The sequence below is a fragment of the Massilia eburnea genome, from assembly GCF_050709955.1.
Taxonomy (GTDB): domain Bacteria; phylum Pseudomonadota; class Gammaproteobacteria; order Burkholderiales; family Burkholderiaceae_D; genus Rugamonas; species Rugamonas eburnea_A.
Window position 1 is genome coordinate 153,462 of record NZ_JBNZFX010000031.1, and the last position, 24,512, is coordinate 177,973.

Below are 24,512 nucleotides of genomic sequence, written 5' to 3' on the forward strand. Positions count from 1 at the left end.
GGCTTACGACTGCTCGCGGTGACGCAGCACCACCGTCTCGGTCGGTGCGAAGTGGCGCGCGAGTCGTTCGGCCATATATACCGAGCGGTGCTGGCCGCCGGTGCAGCCGACTGCTACCGTCAGGTACGATCGGTTGTCGCGCCTGAAGTGCGGCAGCCATTTGGCGACGAAGCCCTTGATATCCTGGAACATCTCTTCCGCACTTTCCTGGGCATCGAGGAAGGCGATCACCGGCGCGTCGCGCCCGTTCAATGGGCGCAGGGTGAGGTCGTAGTACGGATTGGGAATCGCGCGCACGTCGAACACGAAGTCGGCATCGAGCGGCACGCCGACTTTGAAGGCGAAGGATTCGAAGAACAGCGTGAGCGGCGCGTTCTCGCTATGCTCCAGGTCTTTGATCCAGGCGCGTAGTTTGTTGGCGTTCATCTCCGACGTATCGATCACGTGGCCAAGCTGCTGGATGGCCGACAGGCGTTCGCGTTCTTCGGCGATGCATTCGATCAGGGTGCGGCGTGCCGCTGGATTCTGGCCCGGGGCCAGTTCGTGCGACAGCGGGTGGCTGCGACGGGTTTCGGAGAAGCGTGCCACCAGCGAATGCGTATTCGCGGTGAGGAAGATCACCTTTACCTCGTGCCCGTCTTCTTTCAGCTTGCGGTATTCGCCCGGCAGGCTGGCAAGGCTGGAGGCACTGCGCGCGTCGACTGCGACAGCCAATGCATCGGTTCCCTCAATTGCGAGACGATTGATCAGGTCCGGCAGTAGTGCAGGTGGCAGGTTGTCGACGCAGTAGTAGCCGATGTCTTCAAGAACATTCAGCGCAACGGATTTGCCAGAGCCGGAGATCCCGGTGAGTAGGATGATTCGCATGTGGCGATAGTACCATTAGTCGGCATCAGTCACCTGACATGGCCTGGCGTTGCCGCTCCATGAATTCCTGCAGCGTGTCGATGCCGCGCAATTGCAGGATGGTGTTGCGTACCGCGGCTTCCAGCAGAACTGCGATGTTGCGGCCGGCCGCAACGGGAATCACGACCTTGCGGATTGGAAGCCCCAGCACGTCTTCGGTTGGGAACTGGAACGGCAGGCGTTCCACTTCTTCTTCCAGCGCCGAGCGGCGCACCAGGTGTACGATCAGTTTCAGGCGCATCTTGCGGCGCACTGCGGTCTCGCCGAAGATCGCCTTGATATCGAGCAGTCCCAGGCCGCGCACTTCCAGCAGGTTTTGCAGCAGCGGAGGGCAGCGGCCTTCGATCATGTTCGGTGCGATACGCGCGAATTCCACCGCATCATCCGCCACCAGGCCGTGCGAACGTGAAATCAATTCAAGTCCAAGCTCGGATTTGCCGAGGCCGGAGTCGCCGGTAATCAATACGCCCACGCCCAGCACGTCCATGAACACGCCGTGCATGATGATGCGTTGCGCCAGCTTCTTCGACAGGTAGACGCGCAGGAAGTCGATCACCTGCGCCGCCGGCAGCGGCGTGGAAAACAGCGGGATATTCTTTTCGTCGCAGATCGCCAGGATGTCGGGCGGAGTTTCGAGGCCCTGAGCGATGATCAGCGCCGGCGGGCCGCCTGCAATCAGCTCGCCGATCACATGGGCGCGCGTCAGCGATTTGAGGCGCTGGTAGTAATTGATTTCCTGGTGGCCGAACACCTGGATGCGTCCAGGGTGAATCGTATTCAAGTGGCCAACCTGGTCGGCCGCGGAAGCTACGTCACCGGAGATCAGTCGCTCGCCGCCTGGAAAGCCGGCGAACCATCCCAGTTGCAGGGTTTCGCGATTGTCGTCGTACAGTCTCTGGATCGTCAGCGGCGTTTGCAGCATGTTCAACCCGCCGCTTGCAGGCTGGGCTGCCAGTTGACGATGCGGCTGTAGACCGATTTCGGGTCCGGGTCTTCCGTCAGGGCCTGGCGGAAGGCGTCGTCCGAAAACATTTCTGCGATTTCGGACAGGATTTCGAGGTGCTGCTGCGTCACGTGGTCTGGAATGAGCAGGAAAAACAGCAGGTTCACAGGTTTGCCGTCCGGCGATTCGAAAGGAATCGGTTCGGCCAGGCGAACGAAGGCAGCCAACGGCGCCTTCAGGCTCTTGGAACCCTTGATGCGCCCGTGCGGTACAGCGACGCCGTGACCGAGACCGGTGGAGCCCAGTCGTTCACGCGCGAACAGGTTGTCCGATACGGTTGAGCGAGCGATGCCGCAGTTGTTCTCAAAGATCAGGCCGGCTTGCTCGAAGGCGCGTTTTTTGCTGGAGACTTCCAGGTCGAGCTGGACGTTCTCTAGCGAAAGGATTTTGCTCAGGTTATTCATGACGCGACATTATGTGCAGTAGCGAGCGCATTATAGGCTTGTTTCTCAGCCGTGTAACTCGAAATTCACGCAATGTTTCCACGTGGAAAAAAGCTTTTACTGGCGGGCGTTGCGCAGATTGGACGGCCGCTGTGCACTACTAAAGTTGGTGCGCCATGGGTTGATATCAAGGCCGCCTCGACGGGTATAGCGCGCATATACCGTTAAATGTTGTGGCTTGCACTGGCGCAGGATGTCCGTGAAGATGCGTTCGACGCATTGCTCGTGGAATTCATTATGCTCCCGAAAACCGATCAGGTATCTGAGCAGGCTTTCCTGGTCGATCTGCGGGCCGTAGTAGCTGATCTGCACGCTGCCCCAGTCGGGCTGGCCGGTCACCAGGCAGTTCGACTTCAGCAGGTGGGATAAGAGGGTTTCCTCTACTGGCAGTTCGTCAAAGTTGGCTTTCAGGGTTTCCGGCTGTGGCGAGTAATTGTCGACGTCGATGTCGAGGCGATCCAGCAGTTGGCCTTCCAGTTCACCCATTCCCAGCTTTTCGAAGTCTTCCTGCATGGTCAGGGTGACCTGCACGCTGGCACCGGCGGCGGCGGACAGGTCTTGCTGCAGCAGCATTTTCAGCGCGTCGGGGCCGGCCAGTTTGGTCTGGTTGAAGGAATTGAGGTAAAGCTTGAAAGATTTAGATTCGATCAAGTTTGGCGAATCGGCAGGGATGGTGAAGCGGGCCACCGCCACTTGCGGCTTGCCGCGCATGTTCAACCAGGACAGCTCGTAGCCGTTCCAGATATCCACGCCGAAGAAGGGCAGGGTGCCCTTCAGGCCCAGCTCATCACGCTTGGCCTGGCGCGGGATCGGGAACAGCAGCTCCGGCGCGTAGTCGGTACGGTAGGCGGAGGTTTTGCCGAGAGGGGATTGTTCTGGGAGGTTGGACATTGGCGTGCTGGCTTTTCTTGATACGGCCTGCCAGTTTACCAAAAACCGGTAAGGCGGGGTCTGACCCGCAGGGTCAGACCCCCCAACGGTCTTGCGGCTGCGGGGTGGTTTCAGGTTTTTGATTTATTGAAAAGATCAACAGCGCACAACCAGAACAGTTGGCCGCGCCGCAGACCCCGGTTTACCGGTTTCAGAGGAACAGCTTATAAACCGGATTCTGCGACTCATCCCAATAGCGATACCCAAGCGTCGCCAGGAACTGCGCAAACTTGTCCGCGTCCTGCGCCGGCACCTGCAAGCCGATCAGGATCCGCCCCACATCGCCGCCCTGCGAGCGGTAATGGCACAAGGAGATATTCCATTCCGGCGCCATCGAATCCAGGAAGCGCATCAGCGCACCCGGACGCTCAGGGAATTCAAAGCGGTACAGCAGTTCATCCTTGGCCAGCACGCTCTTGCCGCCAACCAGGTGGCGCAGGTGCGACTTGGCCAGTTCATCATGCGTCAAATCCAGCGTCTTGAAGTTGTTCTCTTCAAAGCGCCGCGCAATCGTCGATGACTCGCTGCGATCGGCTATCTGCACGCCCACGAACACATGTGCCTGTTCCTGGTCGCTGATGCGGTAGTTGAACTCGGTCACATTGCGCGGGCCGACCAGGCTGCAGAAGCGCTTGAACGAGCCACGCTGTTCAGGCATGGTCACTGCGAATACCGCTTCGCGCGACTCGCCCAGTTCCGCGCGTTCCGCCACGAAGCGCAAGCGGTCGAAGTTCATATTGGCGCCGCTGCAAATGGTGACCAGCGCTTCGTCGCGCACCGGGTACTTGCCCATCTCGGCGCGTTCGACATAAGCCTTGGCGCCGGCAACCGCCAGTGCGCCTGAGGGTTCCAGGATCGAGCGCGTATCGGTGAACACGTCCTTGATCGCCGCGCAGATCGCGTCGGTATCGACCACGATCACTTCATCGACAAACTGCTGCGCGAGGCGGAAGGTCTCTTCGCCCACCAGGCGTACCGCAGTCCCGTCGGCGAACAGGCCCACATCGGACAAGGTCACGCGCTCGCCCGCCTTGATGGAGCGGCCCATCGCATCCGAATCCATGGTCTGCACGCCAATCACCTTGATATCCGGGCGAAGCTGCTTCACGTAGGCAGCGACACCGGCAATCAGGCCGCCGCCGCCGATTGGAACGAAGATCGCGTGGATCGGGCCGGAATGCTGGCGCAGGATTTCCATGGCAATCGTGCCTTGGCCTGCGATCACTTCCGGATCGTCGAACGGGTGCACGAAGGTCAGCTTCTGCTCTTTCTCAAGCTGCAGCGCGTGATTGTAGGCGTCGGTATAGGACTCGCCATGCAGCACCACTTCCACGCTGGCGCCGCCGCGGCGACGCACGGATTCGATTTTCAGCATAGGGGTGGTGGCCGGCATGACAATCAGTGCGCGGCAACCGAGTTTGGCTGCGGACAGGGCGACGCCCTGCGCATGGTTGCCGGCCGAGGCGCAAATGACGCCGCGCTTCAGTTGCGCGTCGCTCAGATTCGCCATCTTGTTGTAAGCGCCGCGTACCTTGAAGCTAAAGACGTCCTGCATGTCCTCGCGCTTGAAGTAAATCTGGTTGCCAATTCGTTGCGAGAGAATCGGGGCCAGTTCGAGCGGAGTTTCATTGGCCACGTCATAGACGCGGGAGGTCAGGATTTTCTTCAGGTAGTCGATAGTCATGATTTGCAAAAGTAAAGGTGTGGTGCAAAGACTGACAACGGCGGGTAACCGGAGGAGGCGCACGCCTGCCATGCGGGTATGCGGGTGGCAGGATGTCTAACGTGCTTTGAGCTTGGTACGGATGATTATAATTGACCCATGATTGAAAACGCTATTCGCTGGCTGCTGGACCTGATTGCGGCGCCAGAAGTGGGGCTGACGTCGGTGTTCATCATCAGTTTCGTCTCGGCCACATTGGTACCTCTGGGCTCGGAGCCTGCCGTCTTTGCCGTCTGTAAAGCCAACCCTCAAATGTTCTGGCCGGCCATTGCGGTGGCCACCGTGGGCAATACGCTGGGCGGGATCGTTGATTACTGGATCGGTTATTACGCCAAGAAAGCCTTCACCAAGGAACGTTCGAGCCGCTGGTTCGGCTGGCTTGCGCACCATGGGGCCAAGACCATGCTGCTGTCCTGGGTGCCGGGCATCGGGGATCCCCTGTGCACGCTGGGTGGCTGGCTGAAGCTGCCGTTCTGGCCGTCCGTCATGTACATGGCGCTCGGCAAACTGGCGCGCTACCTGACCATGACCTCCTTGCTGCTCTATGTGCCGGATGGGTTCTGGCGCTCATTGGCCAACGCGCTGGGCGGATAAACATTCCGCATAGCAGCACGGAGGCAAAATTTCGGGGCAAAAGGGGCTTATCGTCTCGAATGAATGGCGGAGTTTGTTAGTTGAAACAATATAATGTTCTGTCGATTGACGTTAACGGAACCCCGTTAGCCTCTAAGGCTGTTTTCATCTTGTGCGCCGCAATAAGATAGAATGGCCTGTCCTAGCGTCAGCCCCCCGTCCACGCAATATGAACGCACCAGCTCAAATCCAGGCATTGCTCGCAGAATCGCCCGATGGTCACGCCCCAACCCGCTTGCGGGAAATTCCGTACAACTACACCTCCTTCTCCGATCGCGAAATTGTGATCCGCCTGCTGGGCGAAGAGTCCTGGGTGTTGCTGGACGAACTGAGGGCATCTCGCCAAACCGGCCGTTCCGCACGCATGCTGTACGAAGTGCTGGGCGATATCTGGGTGGTGCGCCGCAACCCTTACCTGCAGGACGACCTGCTGGATAACCCGAAGCGCCGCCAAGCCCTGATCGATGCGCTGCACCACCGCCTGGTCGAAGTGGACAAGCGCCGCAATACGGTCGATGCCGCGGATGCCGAAACGCAGAAGCGCAGCGGCAACGTGGAGAAGCTGCTGCGCGCCGCCAGCAAGGCTGTCGCCGACTTCGGTGAAGAATTCCGCCAGACTTATGACCTGCGCAAGCGCACGCAGAAAGTGTTGGGCAAGTACACCGAGAAGCACAATATCTGCTTCGACGGCATGAAGCGCATTTCCCATGTGACCGATGCCACCGACTGGCGCGTCGAGTATCCATTCGTGGTGCTGACCCCGGACAGCGAAGATGAAATGGCCGGCCTGGTGAAAGGCTGTATCGAACTTGGCCTGACCATCATCCCGCGCGGCGGCGGCACCGGCTACACCGGCGGCGCGATTCCGCTGACGCCGCTGTCGGCCGTCATCAACACCGAGAAGCTGCTCAAGCTGGGCGCCGTTGAAATGAAGGTGCTGCCGGGCCTGGAGCGCGAATACGCGACCGTCCATTCGGAAGCGGGCGTCATCACCAACAAGGTCAGCGAAGCGGCCGAGAGAGCGGGCTTCGTGTTCGCGGTCGACCCGACTTCGGCCCACGCGTCCTGCATCGGCGGCAATATCGCGATGAATGCGGGCGGCAAGAAGGCCGTGCTGTGGGGCACCGCGCTGGACAACCTGGCCTCGTGGCGCATGGTCGATCCGAACGGCGACTGGCTGGAAGTCACGCGCCTGGACCACAACCTGTCCAAGATCCACGATACGCCGCTGGCGCGCTTCAAGCTTGAATGGACGCATCCTAACGGTCGCGGCGAGTCGAAAGGCGAGCCATTCAGGACCGAGATCCTGGAGATCGAGGGCCGCAAGTTCCGCAAGGAGGGCTTGGGCAAGGACGTCACCGACAAATTCCTGGCCGGCCTGCCTGGCGTGCAGAAAGAGGGTACCGATGGCCTGATCACGTCGGCGCGCTGGATCCTGCACAAGATGCCGAAGTTCACGCGCACCGTCTGCCTGGAGTTCTTCGGCCAGGCGCGTGACGCGATCCCGTCGATCGTTGAAATCAAGGATTACCTGGACGGCCTGCCGGCACAGGGCGAACAGTTCAATACCATCCGCCTGGCCGGCCTGGAGCACCTGGACGAGCGCTACCTGCGCGCTGTCGGTTACGCCACCAAGTCCAAGCGCGGCGTGCTGCCGAAGATGGCGTTGTTTGGCGACATCGTGGGTGACGATGAAGGCGCCGTGGCGCTGGCCGCATCCGAAGTGGTGCGTCTGGCGAACACCCGTGTCGGCGAAGGCTTCGTGGCTGTGAGCCCGGAAGCGCGCAAGAAGTTCTGGCTGGACCGCGCTCGCACCGCGGCAATCGCGAAGCACACCAACGCCTTCAAGATCAATGAAGACGTGGTGATCCCGCTGAACCGCATGGGCGAGTACACCGACGGTATCGAGCGCATCAACATCGAGCTGTCGATCAAGAACAAGCTGCAACTGGCGGAAGAACTGCGCGCATTCCTGGGCGCCGACAAGCTCCCGATCGGCAAGAGCGATGACGCCTCCGACGACAAGGTCGGCTACGACGAAATGCTGGGCGACCGCCAGGCGCAAGCGCTGGCGCTGCTGGAGCAGGTGCATGCACGCTGGACCTTCATCCTGGCCAACCTGGACAAACCACTGGCCGAGGTGCGCGTCGAATTGCTGGCGCTGGGCCTGGAACAGCTAGCTGGCGCACTGGACGACCGCCTGCAGCACCAGTCGCATGCGACCCTGTTCGACGTGGCGCAAGACCGCACGGTGCGCGTCAGCTGGAAGCAGGAGATCCGCGCGCAACTGCGCCAGATTTTCAACGGCGGCGCCTACAAGCAGATCCTGGACGAAGCGAGCGCGATCCACAAGCGCGTACTGCATGGCCGCGTCTTCGTGGCGCTGCACATGCACGCGGGCGACGGCAATGTGCACACCAACCTGCCGGTCAACTCGGACCACTATGAGATGCTGCAGGATGCGCACAAGGCTGTGGCGCGTATCATGAAGCTGGCCCGTTCTCTGAACGGCGTGATCTCGGGCGAGCACGGCATCGGCATCACCAAGCTGGAATTCCTGACCGAGGACGAGATCGGCGAATTCCGCGAGTACAAGAAACGGGTCGACCCGGAAGGCCGCTTCAACAAGGGCAAGCTGCTCAACCTGCCGGGCATGGAAGCGACGCTGCTGAACGCCTACACGCCGTCCTTCGGGCTGATGGGCCACGAATCGCTGATCATGCAGCAAAGCGATATCGGCGACATCGCCAACAGCGTCAAGGACTGCCTGCGCTGCGGCAAGTGCAAGCCGGTGTGCTCGACCCACGTGCCGCGCGCCAACCTGCTGTATTCGCCGCGCGACAAGATCCTGGCGACGTCGTCGCTGATCGAGGCTTTCCTGTACGAAGAGCAGACCCGCCGCGGCATTTCGATCCGCCATTGGGAGGAGTTCGAAGACGTTGCCGACCACTGCACCGTATGCCACAAATGCGAATCGCCGTGCCCGGTCAATATCGACTTCGGCGACGTGTCGATGAATATGCGCAATCTGCTGCGCAAGATGGACAAGCGCTCCTTCAATCCGGGCAAGCGTGCGGCCATGTTCTTCCTGAATGCGACCGACCCGTCGACTATCCGCGCCACGCGCGAGGTGATGATGGGCTGGGGCTACAAGGCGCAGCGCATGGGGCATGAAGTGTTCAAGGCCGTGGCGCGCAAGCAGGCCAAGGCGCCGCCGCCTACCGTCGGCAAACCGGCCGTGCGCGAGCAGGTGATTCACTTCGTGAACAAGAAAATGCCGGGCAACCTGCCGAAGAGGACCGCGCGGGCGCTGCTGGACATTGAAGATAACAAGATGATCCCGATCATTCGCGATCCGAAGAAGACCAACGCCAATAGTGAGGCGGTGTTCTACTTCCCGGGTTGCGGGTCGGAGCGGCTGTTCTCGCAGGTCGGCCTGGCCACGCAAGCCATGCTGTGGGATGTGGGGGTGCAGACCGTGCTGCCACCGGGCTACCTGTGCTGCGGCTATCCACAGCGCGGCGCAGGCGATTACGACAAGGCGGAGAAAATGGTGACGGACAATCGTGTCCTGTTCCACCGCATGGCGAATACGCTGAACTACCTGGATATCAAAACCGTGGTGGTGTCTTGCGGCACCTGCTACGACCAGTTGGCTGGCTACGAGTTCGAAAAAATCTTCCCTGGCTGCCGCATCATGGACATCCACGAGTACCTGCTGGAGAAGAACGTCAAGCTGGAAGGCGTGACCGGCACGCGCTACATGTATCACGACCCGTGCCACTCGCCGATGAAGATGCAGGATCCGCTGAAGACGGTGAACGCGCTTGTCTCCACAATCGACAATGTGAAGATTGAAAAGAACGACCGCTGCTGCGGCGAGTCCGGCACGCTGGCCGCCGCCCGTCCGGATATTTCGACGCAGGTGCGCTTCCGCAAGGAGCAGGAAATGGTGGCCGGCGCCGACAAACTGCGCCAGGACTTCGACGGCGACGTGAAGATCCTGACCAGCTGCCCCGCATGCCTGCAAGGCCTGACCCGCTATAACGACGATTCCGGCACCACTGCCGACTACATCGTGGTCGAAATGGCCAAGCACAAGCTGGGCGACAACTGGCTGGTGGATTACGTGGCGCGCGCCAATGACGGCGGCATCGAAAGGGTGCTGGTATGACGCTCAACTGCGACCTGTGCAAGCTGCTGGCCGATCCGTCGGCGGACGTGCTGGTGTGGCGTGACGAGCGCCTGGCGGTGATCCTGGTCGACGAGCCTGGTTACCCTGGCTTCGCGCGCGTGGTGTGGCACGACCATGTACGTGAAATGACCGACCTGTCGGCGGCGGACCGCGACCATGTCATGCAGACCGTGTGGGCGGTCGAGCAGGCGCAGCGTGCGACCATGTCGCCGCACAAGGTCAACGTCGCCAGCTTCGGCAATATGACGCCGCACGTGCATTGGCACGTGATCCCGCGTTACACTGGCGATGCGCACTTCCCGAACCCGACCTGGGGCGCGAAGCAGCGCGAGCACGACGACGCGGCGATCGCGGCGCGTACGGCTTTGCTGCCGGCCTTGCGGGCGGCAATCATCGAGAACCTGAAATGAAGAACCCTACCGGCCTGACCGTCCACAGCAAATCGCGCTATCTCGAAATTTCCTTCGACGATGGCGCGAGCTTCAATATTCCCTTCGAGCTGCTGCGGGTGTATTCGCCATCGGCGGAAGTGAAGGGCCATGGACCAGGCCAGGAAGTACTGCAAGTCGGCAAGCGCGAGGTCGCCATGATCAATCTCGAGCCGGTCGGCAATTACGCCGTCAAGCCAACCTTCGATGATGGCCACAATTCCGGCTTGTACACCTGGGATTACCTGTACGACCTGGGCGCGCGCATGGAGCAGCACTGGGCCGACTACCTGAAACGCCTGGAAGCCGCCGGCTTCGCTGGCGACGCCGGCCGCGAACCCGGCACCGTGCTGCCAGGCGCTGCCGCCAAAGCGCACGGCTGTGGACACCACCACTGAGTCAGTCCCGTAGGCGCGGAAGATGGAAGTGTCGAGGTAGAGCTTGCTGGGCGCTGGGCCGGCTTTTGCTTGGCCCAGCCGCCTGCTTTCGGATAAAGCAAGAAATAGCAAGAAATAGCAAGAAATGGCGGCATGTTGCCGCCATTGAAAGAATGCTTAGTTGACCATCATTTTGCGACGCTGGAACTCTTCGTAGCGTTGCTGCTCGCGTTCCCAGATATAGCGGAATGCGGCGCGGGCTTCCGGAGTCAGCCGACGGATGGCCTCTACATTGAAGGTCATCGGGTGCGGCTCTGCGGACGCCAGGGCGCGCGATTGGGCGCGGGTGGCATCAATGAACTGCTTGGTGGCTTCGTCGATATCCGGGAAAAAAATGTCCGCGGGCAATTTTTGCTGAAGCTCCATCTGAAAATCTCCTAGTAAGACAAATCGTCTGAGCCATAAAACGACTCGTTGAGCATTCTGGTTGACAACCATCTGCAAAATCTGTGCGCCACCCCACAAATGTATAATGCGGCAATTACAAGGCACCCTCAAAATGACCAATACCACCCATTTCGGTTATAAAACCGTCAACGAAGACGAGAAAGTCAAGGAAGTCGCCAAGGTCTTCCACTCCGTCGCCGCCAAGTACGACATCATGAATGACCTGCTGTCCGGCGGCCTGCACCGGATCTGGAAGGCTTTCACAATTGCTAACGCGGCTGTGCGCCCCGGCATGAAGGTGCTCGACATCGCCGGCGGTACCGGCGACCTGGCCAAGGCCTTTGCCAAGGCTGCGGGGTCGACCGGCGAAGTCTGGCTGACCGACATCAACGAGTCGATGCTGCGCGTTGGGCGCGATCGTCTCTTGAATAAAGGGCTGGTGACCCCCACCTTGATTTGCGATGCGGAGAAGTTGCCGTTCCCGGACAATTACTTCGACCGCGTCAGCGTGGCGTTCGGCCTGCGCAATATGACGCACAAGGATGTTGCTCTTTCTGAAATGCGTCGCGTGTTGAAGCCGGGCGGCAAATTGCTGGTGCTGGAATTCTCGAAAGTGGATCCGGTCTTGCAAAAACCGTATGATTTTTATTCCTTCACGGTGTTGCCGTGGATGGGCCAGAAAGTGGCCAACGATTCGGAGAGCTATCGCTACCTGGCCGAATCGATCCGCATGCACCCGGACCAGGAAACGTTGAAGACCATGATGCAGGCTGCGGGTCTCGAGCGCGTGCAGTACTACAACCTGACGGCAGGTGTGGCCGCTTTACACACTGGTATCAAAATGTGAGACATCCAACGATGAAAATGAAAAAATTCCTGGCTGGCGCAATGATTGCGCTGTCCGCAGTGAGCATGATGAGCGAGTTGTCCGCGCGCCCGATGGGCGGTGGCAAGTCCTTTGGCCGCCAGTCGTCGAGCGTGAACAGCATGCCGAGGCAGGCCGCGCCTGCGCCGGCACCAAGCGCCCCGAGCGCGGCGCCGACTGCCAACCGTCCTGCTGCCGCACCGGCGCCTGCCGCGCCGGCACCGGCTGCCAAGCCAAGCATGTGGAAGGGCATCCTCGGCGGTGCGCTGCTGGGCCTCGGCCTGGGCGCGCTGCTGTCGCACTTTGGCCTGGGCGGCGCCATGGCGTCGGCCATCGGCTCGATCCTGATGATCGCCCTGATCGGCGGCGTGATCTTCTTCATCGTTCGCATGCTGCGCCGTAAATCGCAGCCGGCGGCCCAGCCAGCATTCAGCGGTGGCTACAACGGTGGCAACGTGCACCAGATGCAGCCAGCGGCTTTCGAGCCGGTGGCGCCTGCTGCCGGTGCAGCGCTGGCGGCGCCTGCCGCGGCGGAAGCGGTGGCGCATGCTCCTTGGGGCGTGCCGGCCGATTTCGACAGCGCTGGCTTCCTGCGTGCCGCCAAGTCCAACTACATCCGCCTGCAAGCGGCATGGGACAAGGCGGACGTGGAAGATATCCGCACCTTCACCACGCCTGAAGTGTTTGCTGAGCTGCGCATGCAGATCCAGGAACGCGGCGCGCAAGCCGAGTACACCGACGTGGTGGCGATCGAGGCTGAACTGCTGGGGATTGAAAACGACGGCAACGAATCGCTGGCCAGCGTGAAGTTCTGGGGCAAGATGAAACCTGCTGCCGATGCGCTGCCGGAACCGTTCCAGGAAGTATGGAACATGAGCAAACCGCATAGCGGCAAAACCGGCTGGATGCTGGCGGGTATCCAGCAGCTTGCGTGACCTCGCGCAGTAACTGGTAAGATCGAGACCGCCCTGGTATTCCGGGGCGGTTTTGTTTTATTTGGACCGACCTGAATATGTTTCCATTCCCTCCCAGGCTGCCCGGCCTGAGCATGCCGGCGGCAGCCACCGTCAACCACCTGCTGGCGCAGGAACCTTGGGCGCGTACTGAGCTCAAGCTGCACGCCGGCAAGGTCGCCGTGATCGACGCCAGCCCGGCAGTGCTGCGCCTGCGCGTGGCGCCGGACGGCATGGTGGAGGCGGCGGGCAGCGAAGCGGGAGCGGCGGTGACGATTCGCCTGAAGCTGGGCGACCTGCCGCTGATCGCGCAAAACCGCGAGCGCGCCTTCTCTTACGTGAAGATCGAAGGCGACGCCGAATTCGCCAACGCCATTTCGCGCCTGTCGCAATCGCTGCGTTGGGAGGCCGAGTACGACCTGGAAAAGCTGGTGGGGCCGATTGCCGCCGTGCGCCTGGTGCAGGGGGCGAAAGCGGTGGTGCAGGGCGCCCGCAACGGGCAGCGCAAAGCGGCCGAGAACGTCGCCGAGTATTTCCTCGACGAGAACCCGCTGTTGATCCGCCCGCTGGTGGCGGAAAGCTTTGCGGCCGATGTGACCCGCTTCCGCGACGACGTGGAACGTGCCAGCAAGCGGCTGGAAAAACTCGAACAAAAACTGGCTAAATGATTCGCAAATTCCTCCGGCTGTTCAAGATTGTCCGCGTCTCCGTCCGTTATGGATTGGATGAAATCGCCATTTCCGGCTTCGACAAGCCGCGCATCAGCAAATTCCTCGATACCGTTTTCTTCTGGCGCGACCTGTCGACGCCGCGTGCCGTGCGCCTGCGCCGCGCACTGGAGGAGCTGGGCCCGATCTTCGTGAAGTTCGGCCAGGTGCTGTCGACCCGCAGCGACCTGTTCCCGCTCGATATCGTGGCCGAATTGTCCAAGCTGCAGGACCGCGTGCCTCCGTTCGACTCCGACCTGGCGATCGCGATGATCGAAGAGTCGCTGGGCGCCCACCCTGACGAATTGTTTGCGCGCTTCGAGCGCGTGCCGGTGGCCTCGGCCTCGATTGCACAGGTGCACTTCGCCGCGCTGAAGGACGGCACCCAGGTGGCGGTCAAGGTGCTGCGCCCGGGCATGAAGAAACTGATCGATGAAGACGTGGCGCTGATGCATATCGCGGCCAACTTCATCAACCGCGTGTGGGCCGATTCCAAGCGCCTGAAGATCCAGGAAGTGGTGCAGGAGTTTGATAAATACCTGCACGATGAGCTGGACCTGATGCGCGAGGCGGCCAATGCCAGCCAGCTGCGCCGCAATTTCGCCGAATCCAAGCTGCTGCTGGTGCCGGAAATGTATTGGGATTACTGCTCCAGCAATGTGATCGTCATGGAGCGCATGCACGGCATTCCGGTGTCGCAGATCGAGCGCTTGATCGAGGCGGGCGTGGACCTGAAAAAGCTGTCATCGGATGGCGTGGAGATCTTTTTCACGCAGGTATTCCGCGACGGCTTCTTCCACGCCGATATGCATCCGGGGAATATCCTGGTGTCGATCGAGCCGGAGTCGTTTGGCCGCTATATCGCGCTGGACTTCGGCATCGTCGGCACGCTGACCGATTACGACAAGGATTACCTGTCGCAGAATTTCCTGGCGTTCTTCCGCCGCGATTACAAGCGGGTGGCAGAGGCGCACATCGAGTCGGGCTGGGCGCCGAAGGAGACCCGTGTCGATGAGCTGGAGGCGGCGGTGCGCGCATGCTGCGAACCGATCTTCGATCGCCCGTTGAAGGACATCTCGTTTGGCCAGGTGCTGCTGCGCCTGTTCCAGACTTCGCGCCGCTTCAACGTCGAAGTGCAGCCGCAGCTGGTGCTGCTGCAGAAAACGCTGCTGAATATCGAAGGCCTGGGACGCCAGCTCGATCCCGAGCTGGATTTGTGGAAGACGGCCAAGCCTTACCTGGAGCGCTGGATGGCGGAGCAGGTGGGCTGGCGCGGACTGGTGGAGCGTTTGAAGGCGGAAGCGCCGCGCTATTCGCATATCTTCCCGCAGCTGCCACGACTGGCGCACCAGGCACTCACGGTCGCCGCGGAGCGCGACGTGGAGACCAAACAGTTGCTGGCCTACCTGGTGAAGGAGCAGCGGCATACCAATCGCCTGCTGTCGTTCTTCGCGTTCTTTGTCGGGTCGTTTGTGATGGGCACCGTGGCGTACCTGGCTTATGCCCGACTTTACTAACCGCGATCCGCGCACGCCGGAATTCTGGGACCAGCGCTTCGACGGCGAATTTACCCCGTGGGATCGGGGTGGGGTGCCGGCACAGCTGGCTGCATGGCTACAAACCGGTAAACCAGTGTCTGACCCATTGGGTCTGACGGGTACGGCCCCCCGGCCGCCTTGCCGGTTTTCGGCGCTGATCCCCGGCTGCGGCAGCGGCTATGAACTGCAAGCGTTTTGCGAAGCCGGCTGGAACGCCACCGCGATCGACTTCTCCCCGTCCGCCGTTGTTGCGGCGCAACAAGCGGTCGGCCCGTGGCGCGAGCGCGTGGTCGAGGCCGACTTCTTCGCCTACACGCCATCCCAGCCGCTGGACCTGATCTATGAACGCGCCTTCCTGTGCGCCATGCCGCGCGAGATGTGGCCGCGCGTGGTGCAGCGCTGGGCGCAATTGCTGCCGCATGGCGCCCTCCTGCTAGGCTATTTTTTCTTCGACAATCAGCCGAAAGGTCCGCCGTTCGGCGCCGACAGGAAGCAGCTGGTGCAGTTAATGAGCGCTCACTTCGATCTCGAGCTCGAGGCACCGGTCGACGACTCCATCGCGGTATTCCAGGGCAAGGAGCGCTGGATGGCCTGGCGCCGGAAAAAAGCTTTATAATTCAGGGTTTTGATGTTTTTTGCGGAGTAATCGATGCCTATCTACGCTTACCGCTGCGAGGAATGTGGCTTTGCCAAGGACGTGCTGCAAAAGATCTCCGATCCGCAGCTCACCGATTGCCCTTCCTGCGGCAAATCCACCTTTAAGAAGCAGCTGACCGCAGCCGGATTCCAACTGAAGGGCACTGGCTGGTATGTGACCGATTTCCGTGGCGGCAGCGCCCCGGCAACCGGCGTTGCCGGCTCGGCCAAGACCGAAGCCCCGGCAGCCGCCACCCCGGCGCCTGCGCCGGCAAAGTCCACCAGCGAGGCTTGATTTCGCCCGCACAAGGAACCCGATGCGCAAATATTTCATTACCGGCTTGCTGATTTTGGTGCCCCTGGCGATTACCGCCTGGGTGCTCAACATCATCATCAGCACCATGGACCAGTCGCTCCTGATCGTGCCGGAGCGTTGGCAGCCGCGTACCCTGATCGGTTTCGATATCCCGGGCCTGGGCACTATCCTGACCGTGCTGATCGTGTTCATTACCGGCCTGCTGACCAATAACCTGGTCGGCAATTTCGTCGTCAGGCAGTGGGAAAAGCTGTTGCACCGCATTCCGGTGGTCAGCTCGCTGTACGGCAGCGTGAAGCAGGTATCGGATACGCTGTTTTCCGATTCCGGCAATGCCTTCCGCAAGGCCGTGCTGGTGCCTTATCCGCATGCGGGTTCACGCACCATCGCCTTCCTGACCGGCGCGCCGGCCACGGAAGTGCAGAAGCACCTGGACGACGAATACGTCAGCGTCTACGTGCCAACCACGCCGAATCCGACTTCCGGCTTCTTCCTGATGATGCCGAAAAAAGATGTAGTCGAGCTCGATATGAGCGTCGATGCCGCACTGAAGTACATCGTTTCGATGGGCGTTGTCGTCCCTGAATAAAACTTAACCTGAAACTGAGAATCAATATGTCCATGCGTACTGAATACTGCGGCCTCGTAACCGAAGCCCTCGTAGGCCAAACCGTCAGCCTGTGCGGCTGGGTGCACCGTCGCCGCGACCACGGCAAACTGATCTTCATCGACCTGCGCGACCGCGAAGGCCTGGTGCAAGTGGTCTGCGACCCGGACTTTGCCGACATGTTCAAAGTCGCCGAATCCGTGCGTAACGAGTACTGCCTGCAAATCACCGGCACCGTGAAAGAGCGTTCGGCCGAAACCATCAACGCCAAGCACAAGTCGGGCAAGATCGAAGTGATCGCCACCCAGGTGGTGGTGCTGAACGCTTCCGTGCCGGTGCCGTTCCAGCTGGACGACGACAACCTGTCCGAAACCACCCGCCTGACCCACCGCGTGCTGGACCTGCGCCGCGCCCAGATGCAGAACAACCTGCGCCTGCGCTACAAGGTGTCGATGGAAGTGCGCAAGTACCTGGACGACCTGGGCTTCATCGATATCGAGACCCCGGTGCTGACCAAGTCGACCCCGGAAGGCGCGCGCGACTACTTGGTGCCATCGCGCGTGAACGCGCACGAGTTCTTCGCACTGCCGCAATCGCCGCAACTGTTCAAGCAGCTGCTGATGGTCGCCAACTTCGACCGTTACTACCAGATCACCAAGTGCTTCCGCGACGAAGACCTGCGCGCTGACCGCCAGCCGGAATTCACCCAGATCGACTGCGAAACCTCGTTCCTGAGCGAGCAGGAGATCCGCGACCTGTTCGAAACCATGATCCGCAAAGTGTTCAAGAACACCATGGACGTGGAACTGCCAAACCCATTCCCGGTAATGGACTTCGCAGAAGCCATGGCCAAGTACGGTTCGGACAAGCCTGACATGCGCGTGAACATGGAGTTCACCGAACTGACCGACATCATGAAGAACGTCGAGTCCAAGATCTTCTCCAGCGCCGCCAACATGGCCAACGGCCGCGTGGTCGGCATGCGCGTACCGAAAGGCGGCTCCATGTCGCGTTCGGAAATCGACGCCTACACCCAGTTCGTCGCCATCTACGGCGCCAAGGGCCTGGCCTACATCAAGGTCAACGAGAAGGCCAAGGGCCGCGAAGGCCTGCAGTCGCCGCTGCTCAAGTCCCTGGACGACGCGGTACTGAACACCATCATGGAGCGCACCGGCGCACAAGACGGCGACCTGATCTTCTTCGGCGCCGACAAGGCGAAGGTGGTGAACGATGCGATCGGCGCGCTGCGCGTGAAGATCGGCCACTCCGAGTTCGGCAAGGCCAATGGCTTGTTCACCGACGTGTGGGCACCGCTGTGGGTGATCGACTTCCCGATGTTCGAGTACGACGAAGAAGAAGACCGTTGGACCGCAACCCACCACCCATTCACTTCGCCAAAAGACGGCCACGAAGACATGCTGGAAACCAATCCAGGTGCATGTATCGCCAAGGCCTACGACATGGTGCTGAACGGTTGGGAACTGGGCGGCGGCTCGATCCGTATCCACCGCGAAGAAGTGCAGTCGAAAGTGTTCCGCGCACTGAAGATCGGCGCTGAAGAAGCACGCGAGAAGTTCGGCTTCCTGCTGGACGCGCTGCAGTACGGCGCGCCACCGCACGGCGGCCTGGCCTTCGGCCTGGATCGCATCGTGACGCTGATGACCAAGTCCGATTCGATCCGCGACGTGATCGCCTTCCCGAAAACCCAGCGCGCCCAGTGCTTGCTGACCCAGGCGCCATCGCCGGTCGACGAGAAGCAGCTGCGCGAACTGCATATCCGCCTGCGTTCGGCCGAGCCGAAAGTAGCCGGTTAATACGGTGTAAAAGGCGGGCCGCTGGCCCGCCTTTTTTTTCATGGCCTACAAAATCCCCGAATCCGTCCTGGTGGTGATACACACCGCCGACCTGGACGTATTGCTGATTGAACGCGCCGGCAATCCCGGCTACTGGCAATCCGTCACCGGTTCCAAAGACGCCGTCGACGAACCGCTGCTCGTCACCGCCACCCGCGAACTGTTCGAGGAAACCGGCATCGTTGCCAACGGCAGGGACATCGTGCTGCGCGACTGGGGCCTGCAGAACATTTACGAAATCTATCCGGTCTGGCGCCATCGCTACGAGCCCGGCGTCACGCACAACCTGGAACATATCTTCAGCGTACAGGTGCCGCGCAACGTGCCAGTCATGCTGAGCCCGCGCGAGCATACCGCCCACGTCTGGCTGCCTTACCTGGAAGCTGCCGACCGCTGCTTTTCCCCCTCGAATGCCGAAGCAATCCTGCAACTTCCGCAGCACCTGTAACTAGCATTTTGCTCGTTAATTGCTTGTCGCGCGTTTGGCTATAATCGGACATCGACTGTCACGCTGGGGGCGCACGCCATGCCGGAGACTCAGGATATTCTTCTGGAGCAGTTGCAAGTCGGCTTATACGTCCACCTCGACCTGAAGTGGTTCGAGCATCCGTTTGCCTTCAGCCATTTCAAGATCAAGTCGCAAGAGCAGATACACCAGCTGCGCAGCCTCGGCTTGCACAAGATCCGTATCGACCCGGCCCTGAGCGACGTGCAGCCCACCGTGCTGTCGGTCGAAGCGCACGAAATTGCTGCCGCGGCAGCGCCGCCGGCGGCGGCCCCCGAATCCCCCGAGCTTGCCGCCAAGCGCGCCATGATGGAACGCATGCGCCAGCAGCGGGAGAACGCGGCCCGCATCGAGCACGCTTTCGTCGACACGGCGCGCGCAATGAAGGACATGGAGAAGAACATCTTCGCCCGCCCGGCCGAAAACCTGCAAAAGGCCAGCGAGATGATCGGCAAGATCGCCGACTCCATCCTCAGTGCGCCGGAGCTGGCGATCCACGTGATGGGCGACCGCACCGGCGGCGAGGAAATCTACCTGCACTCGCTGAACGTCACCATGCTGTCGATGATGATTGCACGCGACATCAAGTTGCCGCGCGAAGTGGCGGGAGCGATGGGCGTCGGTTCCATGTTCCATGACCTTGGCGTGCGCAATATCCCCGACAAGGTGCTGACCAAGCCCGAAGCGTGGACGCACTCCGAACAGAACATGTACGAGACGCATTGCGCGGTCGGCACGGAAATGGGCCAACAGCTCAAGTTTCCCGCCGCCGCCGTGGCCATCGTGCGCGACCACCACGAAATGTATGACGGCAGCGGATACCCGCGTCACCTGAAAGGCGAGGAGATCGGCGTGCTGGCGCGCATCGTGGCGATCGCCAACTACTACGACCGCCTGTGCAACCCGGTCAACGGCACGCCTGGCCTGACCCCGCACGAAGCGCTGTCGCTGATGTTTGCGAAGAACCGCGGCAAGTTCGATCCCAAGCTGCTGCAGGTGTTCATCCGCTGCCTGGGTGTGTACCCGCCGGGCACCATCGTGCAGCTTTCGAACGGCGCTACGGGGATGGTTGCCACCATCAATACCGAGAAGCCGAACAAGCCGGAACTGGTGGTGTACGAACCCGGCATGTCGCGCGAGGATGCCATCATGGTCGACATGGATCGCGAGACCGACCTGAATATCGTGCGCGCCATCAAGCCCTCGCAGGTGCCGAAGGAAATCTACGCCTACCTCAGCCCGCGCAAGCGTGTCAGCTATTACTTCGATGCCACCAAGCCGGGACAGGGAGCGGCCGGGTGATTTCCGAACTGCGCCAGCTGATGCTCGACCACAGCCCGCACATGATGCTGCTGGTCGATCCCGCCGACTTGCGCATCATCGTTGCCAACAAGGTGGCCGAGCAGGTGCTTGGCTACTCCGGTGCGCAGCTGGTGGAAATGCTGATCACCGACATCGAAAGCTCGCTGCAGGACGTGTTTTACTGGGAGGACGTGCGCGGCGGCCATTTCCAGGACATCGACGCGCAGGAAGGCGAATACCAGCGCGCCGACGGCACCCAGATCATGGTCATGAAATCGCTGCGCGTGATGCGCCATGAAGAGCGCTGGCTGATCCTGATCCTGGCCCGCGATGCGCGCCAGGAGCGCAAGGTGGAGGATGTACTCGAGCAGACCCTGTCGCAGCTGCGCACCACGCTGGAAGCGACCGGCAACGGCATCCTGGTGATCGACTGGCACAACAAGATCGCCAGCATGAATCGCCAGTTCAGCGAGATGTGGCATATCCCCGATGCTTTCCTCAAGAACGGCAACGATGACGCCATCCTTGAATTCCTGACCGCGAACGTGATCGAACAGGACTTGTGCCGCGAACGCTTGCAGCAAGTCAGCGACCCGCACGAGGCGCTCGACCAGTTGAACCTGCATGATGGCCGAGTATTCGAATGCCGCTCGCGTCCCCAATTCCTCGGCGAACGCATCATCGGCCGCGTGTATGGTTTCATCGACACCACCGAGCGGGTGCATGCCGAACAGGCGCTGCGCGAATCGCGCGACCAGCTGGAGGACCGCGTGCACGAACGCACGCTGGCACTGCAGATGGCGAATCTCACGCTGGAGAGCGAAAAAACGCGCCAGGCCGACCTGATCCGCAAGCTGGGGGAGGCGCAGAACCAGCTCCTGCAATCGGAGAAGATGGCGTCGATCGGCGTACTGGCCGCCGGCGTGGCGCACGAGATCAACAACCCCGTTGGCTTCGTCAATTCCAACCTGAGCAGCCTGCAGCGCTATATGCAATCGTTAATGCGCCTGCTCGATGCGTATGAGGCGCGCGAGGAGCACCTGCCGGAGAATGACCGCGGCGAGCTGAATGCCCTGCGCAAGGAGATCGACGCCGATTACCTGCGCGAAGACCTGGGCAGCCTGCTGTCCGAATCGATGGATGGGCTGGACCGCATCAAGCGCATCGTACAGGACATGAAAGACTTCTCCCATGCGGGCGGCGGCGACATACTGGTGGCCAACCTCGAGACGGGCCTGGACAGCACGCTGAACGTGGTCTGGAACGAATTGAAGTACAAGGCGGAAGTGGTGAAGGAATACGGCGGCGTACCGGAAATCGAATGCATCCCGTCGCAACTGAACCAGGTGTTCATGAACCTGCTGGTCAACGCCGCCCACGCCATCGAGAACCGCGGCCGCATCACGGTGCGCACCAGTTACGAAAACGAGATGGTGACTGTGTCGGTGAGCGATACCGGCAACGGCATCGCAGCGGAAAACCTGGGCCGCATTTTCGAGCCGTTCTTCACCACCAAGCCGGTTGGCAAAGGTACCGGGCTGGGCTTATCGCTGTCCTACAGCATCGTGCAAAAACACGGCGGCCGCATCGAAGTCGACAGCGAGATCGGGTGCGGCACGACCTTCCGTGTGATCCTGCCGCGACAAATGGCGCCCGCCGCGGAGGAAAATGATGTTGTAAATTGACTAAGCTGCCGTGCGGTGATTACTATCTTCCGCATGAAAAATCTGTTCTTCCATTTCGGCCTTAAAGCCGAATTGCAGCGCCCGGCGGCGGCCGGATCCTGCCATAACTGCCATGCTGAAGTCAGTACCACTTACTGCGGCGAATGCGGCCAGAAGGCCAAGGTGCATATCGCCAGTGCACATGAATTCCTGCATCACTTTGTGGGCCATTACATCGCCGCCGAAGGCAAATTGTGGCGTACATTGGGCTGGCTGATCGCCAAGCCGGGGCAGTTGACGGTTGAATTCATCCGCGGCCGGCGCGGGCAGTTCATCGACCCCTTGCGGCTGCTCCTGACGGTATCGCTGCTGGCGTTCCTGGTGATGAAGTGGGAGGTCTATCGCCTGCCGGCCGCACCGGTAGCGCCGGTATCGGCGCAAGCTGCAGTCGTTGCGACTGCAGCGACTGCAGCGACGGCGCGCAAGGTGCATCAAGCCGACGGTTGGCTGTTCGATATTTTTGCGCGGGCGAGCGATAAGTTTGCCGGCAATTACGGCAATTACGTGGCGCAGCCGGAACCGGTCCAGGCCGCCCAATTCTGGGAGGCCTGGCTACGCTTCGGTCCGACCGTCGTGCTGTGCCTGATCCCCCTGATGGCGGCCGTGCTGAAACTGCTGCACCTTGGCAGCGGCTGGCGCTATGGCGAACACTTGGTGTTTGCCATGCATTTTCAGACGGTCACCTTCCTGGCCTTGCTGCTTACCGTAGGCGGCATGCCGGGGGCCATCAAGCCGCTGCTGGGGAGCGCGTTGGGGCTGTACATCCTGCTGGCCATGCGCAAGGTGTATGGCGGCGGTTGGATCGTGCTGTTGCTGAGGACCGTGACGTTCGGTTATTGCCTCGTCATGAGCTTTGAGGTGCTGGTGCGCATTGCGTTCTTGCTGCGCATGGCTTAGCGGGTGCAGGGTACGGCGAAGTCGACGTGGTAATGCTCGTCATGCCGCACCCATGGCTTGCCCTTCATGAAGTTAAGCTTCTTCAGCGCCGCGCCGCGCGGCGCCGCGAACAGGCGCGGCAGGTAGGCGGTGTCGAAGATCACCAGCGCGATGCCATGCCCGCGCGCACGGGCTGCCTGGTCCAGCTGGTACAGGTGTTCTGCCATCGCGGTGAAGTCGATGCTGTAGGCGCCGTAGCGCGCATGCTTGTCGAACTCGATGTCGTAGCCAAAGCGCTGGGTGGCGGGTGTCGGCAAGCGCGCCGCGTGGCCGCCCTTGTCGCGCACCGGCACGAAGAAGTCGACCGACAGGCCATTCTGGTGCGTGCGGTGGGGCCGGAAGCGGCCGCCAAACTCGTTGCCTGATTCGCCGTACACGTATTGCGACCCCGGCGCGGCGCGTTCGAGTTTGGCATAGGCGTCCAGCATGATGGCCGACACTTCGCTATGCACGTGGTTGCGGCCCATGGCGATGGCCAAGCTGCTATAGGCTGCGTAATTGGCCCCTTCGGACGGCAACTGGACGCTGTCTTCGAGGCTGCCGTGACTGACGCTGCCGTGGCAGGTGCTGGCGGCGCCGGCCGAAGCGGCACAGGCGGCCAGCAGCGCTGCGGAAAAGATGCGGGCCGTCTTCATCGTGCAGGCGCGGCCAGGCAGCGGCGCAGCATGTAACAGGCGGGGAGGGCGGGCAATATCGTCAGCGCCAGGGTGGCGGCATCGGTTTCCGGCACCGCAGAACCGGCATTGGCCAACAGCATGACGCCGGCGTTGATGGCCGCGTGCATGGCAATCCCTGGCAGCAGCGAACGGCTACGTTCATACAGCCATCCGGCGAAGATGCCGAAAGTGATGCCGCCGACAAGCTGGTAAATATTCATGTGGGCGAAACCAAAGACCACGGCCGAACCCAGGATGGCATAGCTGCGCTCATATTGCAGCAGGAAGCTGCGCAGGATAATCCCCCTGAATAACATCTCCTCCAGGATGGGCGCCAATACGCAAACCATGATGATCTGGGGCAGATGCGGGGCGAGCATATCCTTGCACAGGCTCGAGGCGCTGGAGTCCGCCGGAAAAGCTGCTTGCAGCAATTCGTTTACCCCGCCCATGACCACGAACAGGCAAGGCGTGGCCAGGAGGACCAGGGGCACCACCGCGAGCATCGACCCACCCGATGCCGTCCGGGGCGGATGAAACAGGTCGCGGTAGCCCAGATTCTTCCAATGTAATAACGCAGTGAAGGTGACACCGCTGGCCAGGACCCTGCCGATGGTGGCCAAGCTGTAGGGATCGTCCATGCCGAGCAATCGGCGTGCGTCGTACATCGCGCAGATCACCAGGTATTCAACGCCCCAGGTACAGATCACCAGGAAAAAGGCTTCCAGTGCGGAAGGGAAGCTAGTGTGTCGTTCAGTCATGGGGCATGACTATAAAGCAATTCTGAGCACTTTTGACAGGGAGCAAGCCGGGCAGTTGGGGTTAGAAT

At 61.1% G+C, this 24,512-nt stretch carries 24 protein-coding genes; 16 read left to right on the top strand and 8 right to left on the bottom strand.

The window, feature by feature from the left end; all coding sequences use genetic code 11:
* Positions 1–3: 3 nt before the first annotated feature.
* From rapZ to ilvA, 5 genes are all read right to left on the bottom strand, one after another.
* Positions 4–867 carry an RNase adapter RapZ gene (gene rapZ, locus ACQ4MM_RS17800; protein WP_431478588.1) on the bottom strand — a complete coding sequence of 288 codons (864 nt, stop codon included), beginning with the start codon at positions 865–867 and terminating at the stop codon, positions 4–6.
* Positions 868–892: 25 nt separating this feature from the next.
* A complete protein-coding gene (gene hprK, locus ACQ4MM_RS17805; protein ID WP_028101576.1) occupies positions 893–1,828 on the bottom strand; it encodes an HPr(Ser) kinase/phosphatase in 936 nt (311 codons plus the stop codon).
* Positions 1,829–1,830: 2 nt separating this feature from the next.
* Positions 1,831–2,313 (bottom strand): PTS sugar transporter subunit IIA, encoded by a 483-nt coding sequence (locus ACQ4MM_RS17810; RefSeq protein WP_028101575.1) that lies wholly within the window; start codon positions 2,311–2,313, stop codon positions 1,831–1,833.
* Between the two features lie 96 nt (positions 2,314–2,409).
* Positions 2,410–3,243, bottom strand: a complete 834-nt coding sequence (gene queF / locus ACQ4MM_RS17815) for an NADPH-dependent 7-cyano-7-deazaguanine reductase QueF (protein WP_431478589.1) — start codon at positions 3,241–3,243, stop codon at positions 2,410–2,412.
* A 190-nt stretch (positions 3,244–3,433) separates the two neighbouring features.
* A complete protein-coding gene (gene ilvA / locus ACQ4MM_RS17820) occupies positions 3,434–4,966 on the bottom strand; it encodes a threonine ammonia-lyase, biosynthetic (protein ID WP_431478590.1) in 1,533 nt (510 codons plus the stop codon).
* A gap of 138 nt (positions 4,967–5,104) precedes the next feature.
* On the opposite strand from ilvA, the gene ACQ4MM_RS17825 reads away from it, so the two are divergent.
* The 4 genes from ACQ4MM_RS17825 to ACQ4MM_RS17840 all read left to right on the top strand — a co-directional run bounded on the left by ACQ4MM_RS17825 (position 5,105) and on the right by ACQ4MM_RS17840 (position 10,659).
* Entirely contained in the window at positions 5,105–5,599 is a 495-nt protein-coding gene (locus ACQ4MM_RS17825) for a YqaA family protein (protein ID WP_431478591.1), read from the top strand.
* Between the two features lie 208 nt (positions 5,600–5,807).
* Complete coding sequence (locus ACQ4MM_RS17830; RefSeq protein WP_431478592.1) at positions 5,808–9,812, top strand: DUF3683 domain-containing protein; 4,005 nt, start codon at positions 5,808–5,810, stop codon at positions 9,810–9,812.
* Positions 9,809–10,243, top strand: coding sequence for an HIT family protein (locus ACQ4MM_RS17835; protein WP_431478593.1), 435 nt, complete (start codon positions 9,809–9,811; stop codon positions 10,241–10,243). The genes ACQ4MM_RS17830 and ACQ4MM_RS17835 overlap by 4 nt, the downstream gene beginning before the upstream one ends.
* The gene (locus ACQ4MM_RS17840; RefSeq protein ID WP_431478594.1) at positions 10,240–10,659 is read left to right on the top strand and encodes a gamma-butyrobetaine hydroxylase-like domain-containing protein; all 420 of its coding nucleotides are present in this window, start codon (positions 10,240–10,242) and stop codon (positions 10,657–10,659) included. The genes ACQ4MM_RS17835 and ACQ4MM_RS17840 overlap by 4 nt, the downstream gene beginning before the upstream one ends.
* A 156-nt stretch (positions 10,660–10,815) precedes the next feature.
* Here ACQ4MM_RS17840 and ACQ4MM_RS17845 read toward each other — a convergent pair whose 3' ends face one another.
* The gene (locus tag ACQ4MM_RS17845) at positions 10,816–11,064 is read right to left on the bottom strand and encodes a hypothetical protein (protein ID WP_028101568.1); all 249 of its coding nucleotides are present in this window, start codon (positions 11,062–11,064) and stop codon (positions 10,816–10,818) included.
* Positions 11,065–11,197: 133 nt separating this feature from the next.
* Here ACQ4MM_RS17845 and ubiE point away from each other — a divergent pair, with 133 nt between their 5' ends.
* From ubiE to ACQ4MM_RS17905, 12 genes are all read left to right on the top strand, one after another.
* A complete protein-coding gene (ubiE, locus tag ACQ4MM_RS17850) occupies positions 11,198–11,932 on the top strand; it encodes a bifunctional demethylmenaquinone methyltransferase/2-methoxy-6-polyprenyl-1,4-benzoquinol methylase UbiE (protein WP_090438156.1) in 735 nt (244 codons plus the stop codon).
* An 11-nt stretch (positions 11,933–11,943) separates the two neighbouring features.
* Positions 11,944–12,885: a Tim44 domain-containing protein gene (locus tag ACQ4MM_RS17855; protein ID WP_431478595.1), complete on the top strand. Its 942-nt coding sequence runs from the start codon at positions 11,944–11,946 to the stop codon at positions 12,883–12,885.
* 77 nt (positions 12,886–12,962) lie between these two features.
* Entirely contained in the window at positions 12,963–13,571 is a 609-nt protein-coding gene (locus tag ACQ4MM_RS17860; protein ID WP_431478596.1) for a ubiquinone biosynthesis accessory factor UbiJ, read from the top strand.
* Positions 13,568–15,127, top strand: coding sequence for a ubiquinone biosynthesis regulatory protein kinase UbiB (gene ubiB / locus ACQ4MM_RS17865; RefSeq protein WP_431478597.1), 1,560 nt, complete (start codon positions 13,568–13,570; stop codon positions 15,125–15,127). The genes ACQ4MM_RS17860 and ubiB overlap by 4 nt, the downstream gene beginning before the upstream one ends.
* A complete protein-coding gene (locus ACQ4MM_RS17870; protein WP_431478598.1) occupies positions 15,111–15,764 on the top strand; it encodes a methyltransferase in 654 nt (217 codons plus the stop codon). Before ubiB ends, ACQ4MM_RS17870 begins: the two co-directional genes overlap by 17 nt.
* Positions 15,765–15,797: 33 nt before the next feature.
* Positions 15,798–16,079, top strand: a complete 282-nt coding sequence (locus ACQ4MM_RS17875; protein WP_431478599.1) for an FmdB family zinc ribbon protein — start codon at positions 15,798–15,800, stop codon at positions 16,077–16,079.
* A 22-nt stretch (positions 16,080–16,101) separates the two neighbouring features.
* A complete protein-coding gene (locus ACQ4MM_RS17880; protein WP_431478600.1) occupies positions 16,102–16,689 on the top strand; it encodes a DUF502 domain-containing protein in 588 nt (195 codons plus the stop codon).
* Between the two features lie 26 nt (positions 16,690–16,715).
* Entirely contained in the window at positions 16,716–18,521 is a 1,806-nt protein-coding gene (aspS, locus tag ACQ4MM_RS17885) for an aspartate--tRNA ligase (protein ID WP_431478601.1), read from the top strand.
* A 40-nt stretch (positions 18,522–18,561) separates the two neighbouring features.
* Complete coding sequence (gene nudB, locus ACQ4MM_RS17890; RefSeq protein WP_431478602.1) at positions 18,562–19,008, top strand: dihydroneopterin triphosphate diphosphatase; 447 nt, start codon at positions 18,562–18,564, stop codon at positions 19,006–19,008.
* A 78-nt stretch (positions 19,009–19,086) separates the two neighbouring features.
* Entirely contained in the window at positions 19,087–20,367 is a 1,281-nt protein-coding gene (locus ACQ4MM_RS17895) for an HD-GYP domain-containing protein (RefSeq protein ID WP_431478603.1), read from the top strand.
* Positions 20,364–22,052, top strand: a complete 1,689-nt coding sequence (locus ACQ4MM_RS17900) for an ATP-binding protein (RefSeq protein WP_431478604.1) — start codon at positions 20,364–20,366, stop codon at positions 22,050–22,052. The genes ACQ4MM_RS17895 and ACQ4MM_RS17900 overlap by 4 nt, the downstream gene beginning before the upstream one ends.
* Before the next feature lie 33 nt (positions 22,053–22,085).
* A complete protein-coding gene (locus tag ACQ4MM_RS17905; RefSeq protein ID WP_431478605.1) occupies positions 22,086–22,988 on the top strand; it encodes a DUF3667 domain-containing protein in 903 nt (300 codons plus the stop codon).
* Here ACQ4MM_RS17905 and ACQ4MM_RS17910 read toward each other — a convergent pair.
* A complete protein-coding gene (locus ACQ4MM_RS17910) occupies positions 22,985–23,662 on the bottom strand; it encodes a penicillin-insensitive murein endopeptidase (protein ID WP_431478606.1) in 678 nt (225 codons plus the stop codon). The two genes, ACQ4MM_RS17905 and ACQ4MM_RS17910, sit on opposite strands and share 4 nt — an antisense overlap.
* Positions 23,659–24,444, bottom strand: coding sequence for a CPBP family intramembrane glutamic endopeptidase (locus ACQ4MM_RS17915; protein WP_431478607.1), 786 nt, complete (start codon positions 24,442–24,444; stop codon positions 23,659–23,661). The genes ACQ4MM_RS17910 and ACQ4MM_RS17915 overlap by 4 nt, the downstream gene beginning before the upstream one ends.
* Between the last annotated feature and the right edge of the window lie 68 nt (positions 24,445–24,512).

Excerpts from the sequence above, each read along its gene's own strand:
- hprK (WP_028101576.1), bottom strand. The coding sequence starts at position 1,828 with ATGCTGCAAACGCCGCTGACGATCCAGAGACTGTACGACGACAATCGC.
- ACQ4MM_RS17880 (WP_431478600.1), top strand. The coding sequence starts at position 16,102 with ATGCGCAAATATTTCATTACCGGCTTGCTGATTTTGGTGCCCCTGGCG.
- ACQ4MM_RS17845 (WP_028101568.1), bottom strand. The coding sequence starts at position 11,064 with ATGGAGCTTCAGCAAAAATTGCCCGCGGACATTTTTTTCCCGGATATC.
- ACQ4MM_RS17855 (WP_431478595.1), top strand. The coding sequence starts at position 11,944 with ATGAAAATGAAAAAATTCCTGGCTGGCGCAATGATTGCGCTGTCCGCA.
- ACQ4MM_RS17860 (WP_431478596.1), top strand. The coding sequence starts at position 12,963 with ATGTTTCCATTCCCTCCCAGGCTGCCCGGCCTGAGCATGCCGGCGGCA.
- ACQ4MM_RS17835 (WP_431478593.1), top strand. The coding sequence starts at position 9,809 with ATGACGCTCAACTGCGACCTGTGCAAGCTGCTGGCCGATCCGTCGGCG.
- ubiB (WP_431478597.1), top strand. The coding sequence starts at position 13,568 with ATGATTCGCAAATTCCTCCGGCTGTTCAAGATTGTCCGCGTCTCCGTC.
- ACQ4MM_RS17810 (WP_028101575.1), bottom strand. The coding sequence starts at position 2,313 with ATGAATAACCTGAGCAAAATCCTTTCGCTAGAGAACGTCCAGCTCGAC.
- queF (WP_431478589.1), bottom strand. The coding sequence starts at position 3,243 with ATGTCCAACCTCCCAGAACAATCCCCTCTCGGCAAAACCTCCGCCTAC.
- rapZ (WP_431478588.1), bottom strand. The coding sequence starts at position 867 with ATGCGAATCATCCTACTCACCGGGATCTCCGGCTCTGGCAAATCCGTT.
- nudB (WP_431478602.1), top strand. The coding sequence starts at position 18,562 with ATGGCCTACAAAATCCCCGAATCCGTCCTGGTGGTGATACACACCGCC.
- ACQ4MM_RS17905 (WP_431478605.1), top strand. The coding sequence starts at position 22,086 with ATGAAAAATCTGTTCTTCCATTTCGGCCTTAAAGCCGAATTGCAGCGC.
- ACQ4MM_RS17895 (WP_431478603.1), top strand. The coding sequence starts at position 19,087 with ATGCCGGAGACTCAGGATATTCTTCTGGAGCAGTTGCAAGTCGGCTTA.
- ilvA (WP_431478590.1), bottom strand. The coding sequence starts at position 4,966 with ATGACTATCGACTACCTGAAGAAAATCCTGACCTCCCGCGTCTATGAC.
- ACQ4MM_RS17875 (WP_431478599.1), top strand. The coding sequence starts at position 15,798 with ATGCCTATCTACGCTTACCGCTGCGAGGAATGTGGCTTTGCCAAGGAC.
- aspS (WP_431478601.1), top strand. The coding sequence starts at position 16,716 with ATGTCCATGCGTACTGAATACTGCGGCCTCGTAACCGAAGCCCTCGTA.
- ACQ4MM_RS17910 (WP_431478606.1), bottom strand. The coding sequence starts at position 23,662 with ATGAAGACGGCCCGCATCTTTTCCGCAGCGCTGCTGGCCGCCTGTGCC.
- ubiE (WP_090438156.1), top strand. The coding sequence starts at position 11,198 with ATGACCAATACCACCCATTTCGGTTATAAAACCGTCAACGAAGACGAG.
- ACQ4MM_RS17915 (WP_431478607.1), bottom strand. The coding sequence starts at position 24,444 with ATGACTGAACGACACACTAGCTTCCCTTCCGCACTGGAAGCCTTTTTC.
- ACQ4MM_RS17830 (WP_431478592.1), top strand. The coding sequence starts at position 5,808 with ATGAACGCACCAGCTCAAATCCAGGCATTGCTCGCAGAATCGCCCGAT.
- ACQ4MM_RS17870 (WP_431478598.1), top strand. The coding sequence starts at position 15,111 with ATGCCCGACTTTACTAACCGCGATCCGCGCACGCCGGAATTCTGGGAC.
- ACQ4MM_RS17840 (WP_431478594.1), top strand. The coding sequence starts at position 10,240 with ATGAAGAACCCTACCGGCCTGACCGTCCACAGCAAATCGCGCTATCTC.
- ACQ4MM_RS17825 (WP_431478591.1), top strand. The coding sequence starts at position 5,105 with ATGATTGAAAACGCTATTCGCTGGCTGCTGGACCTGATTGCGGCGCCA.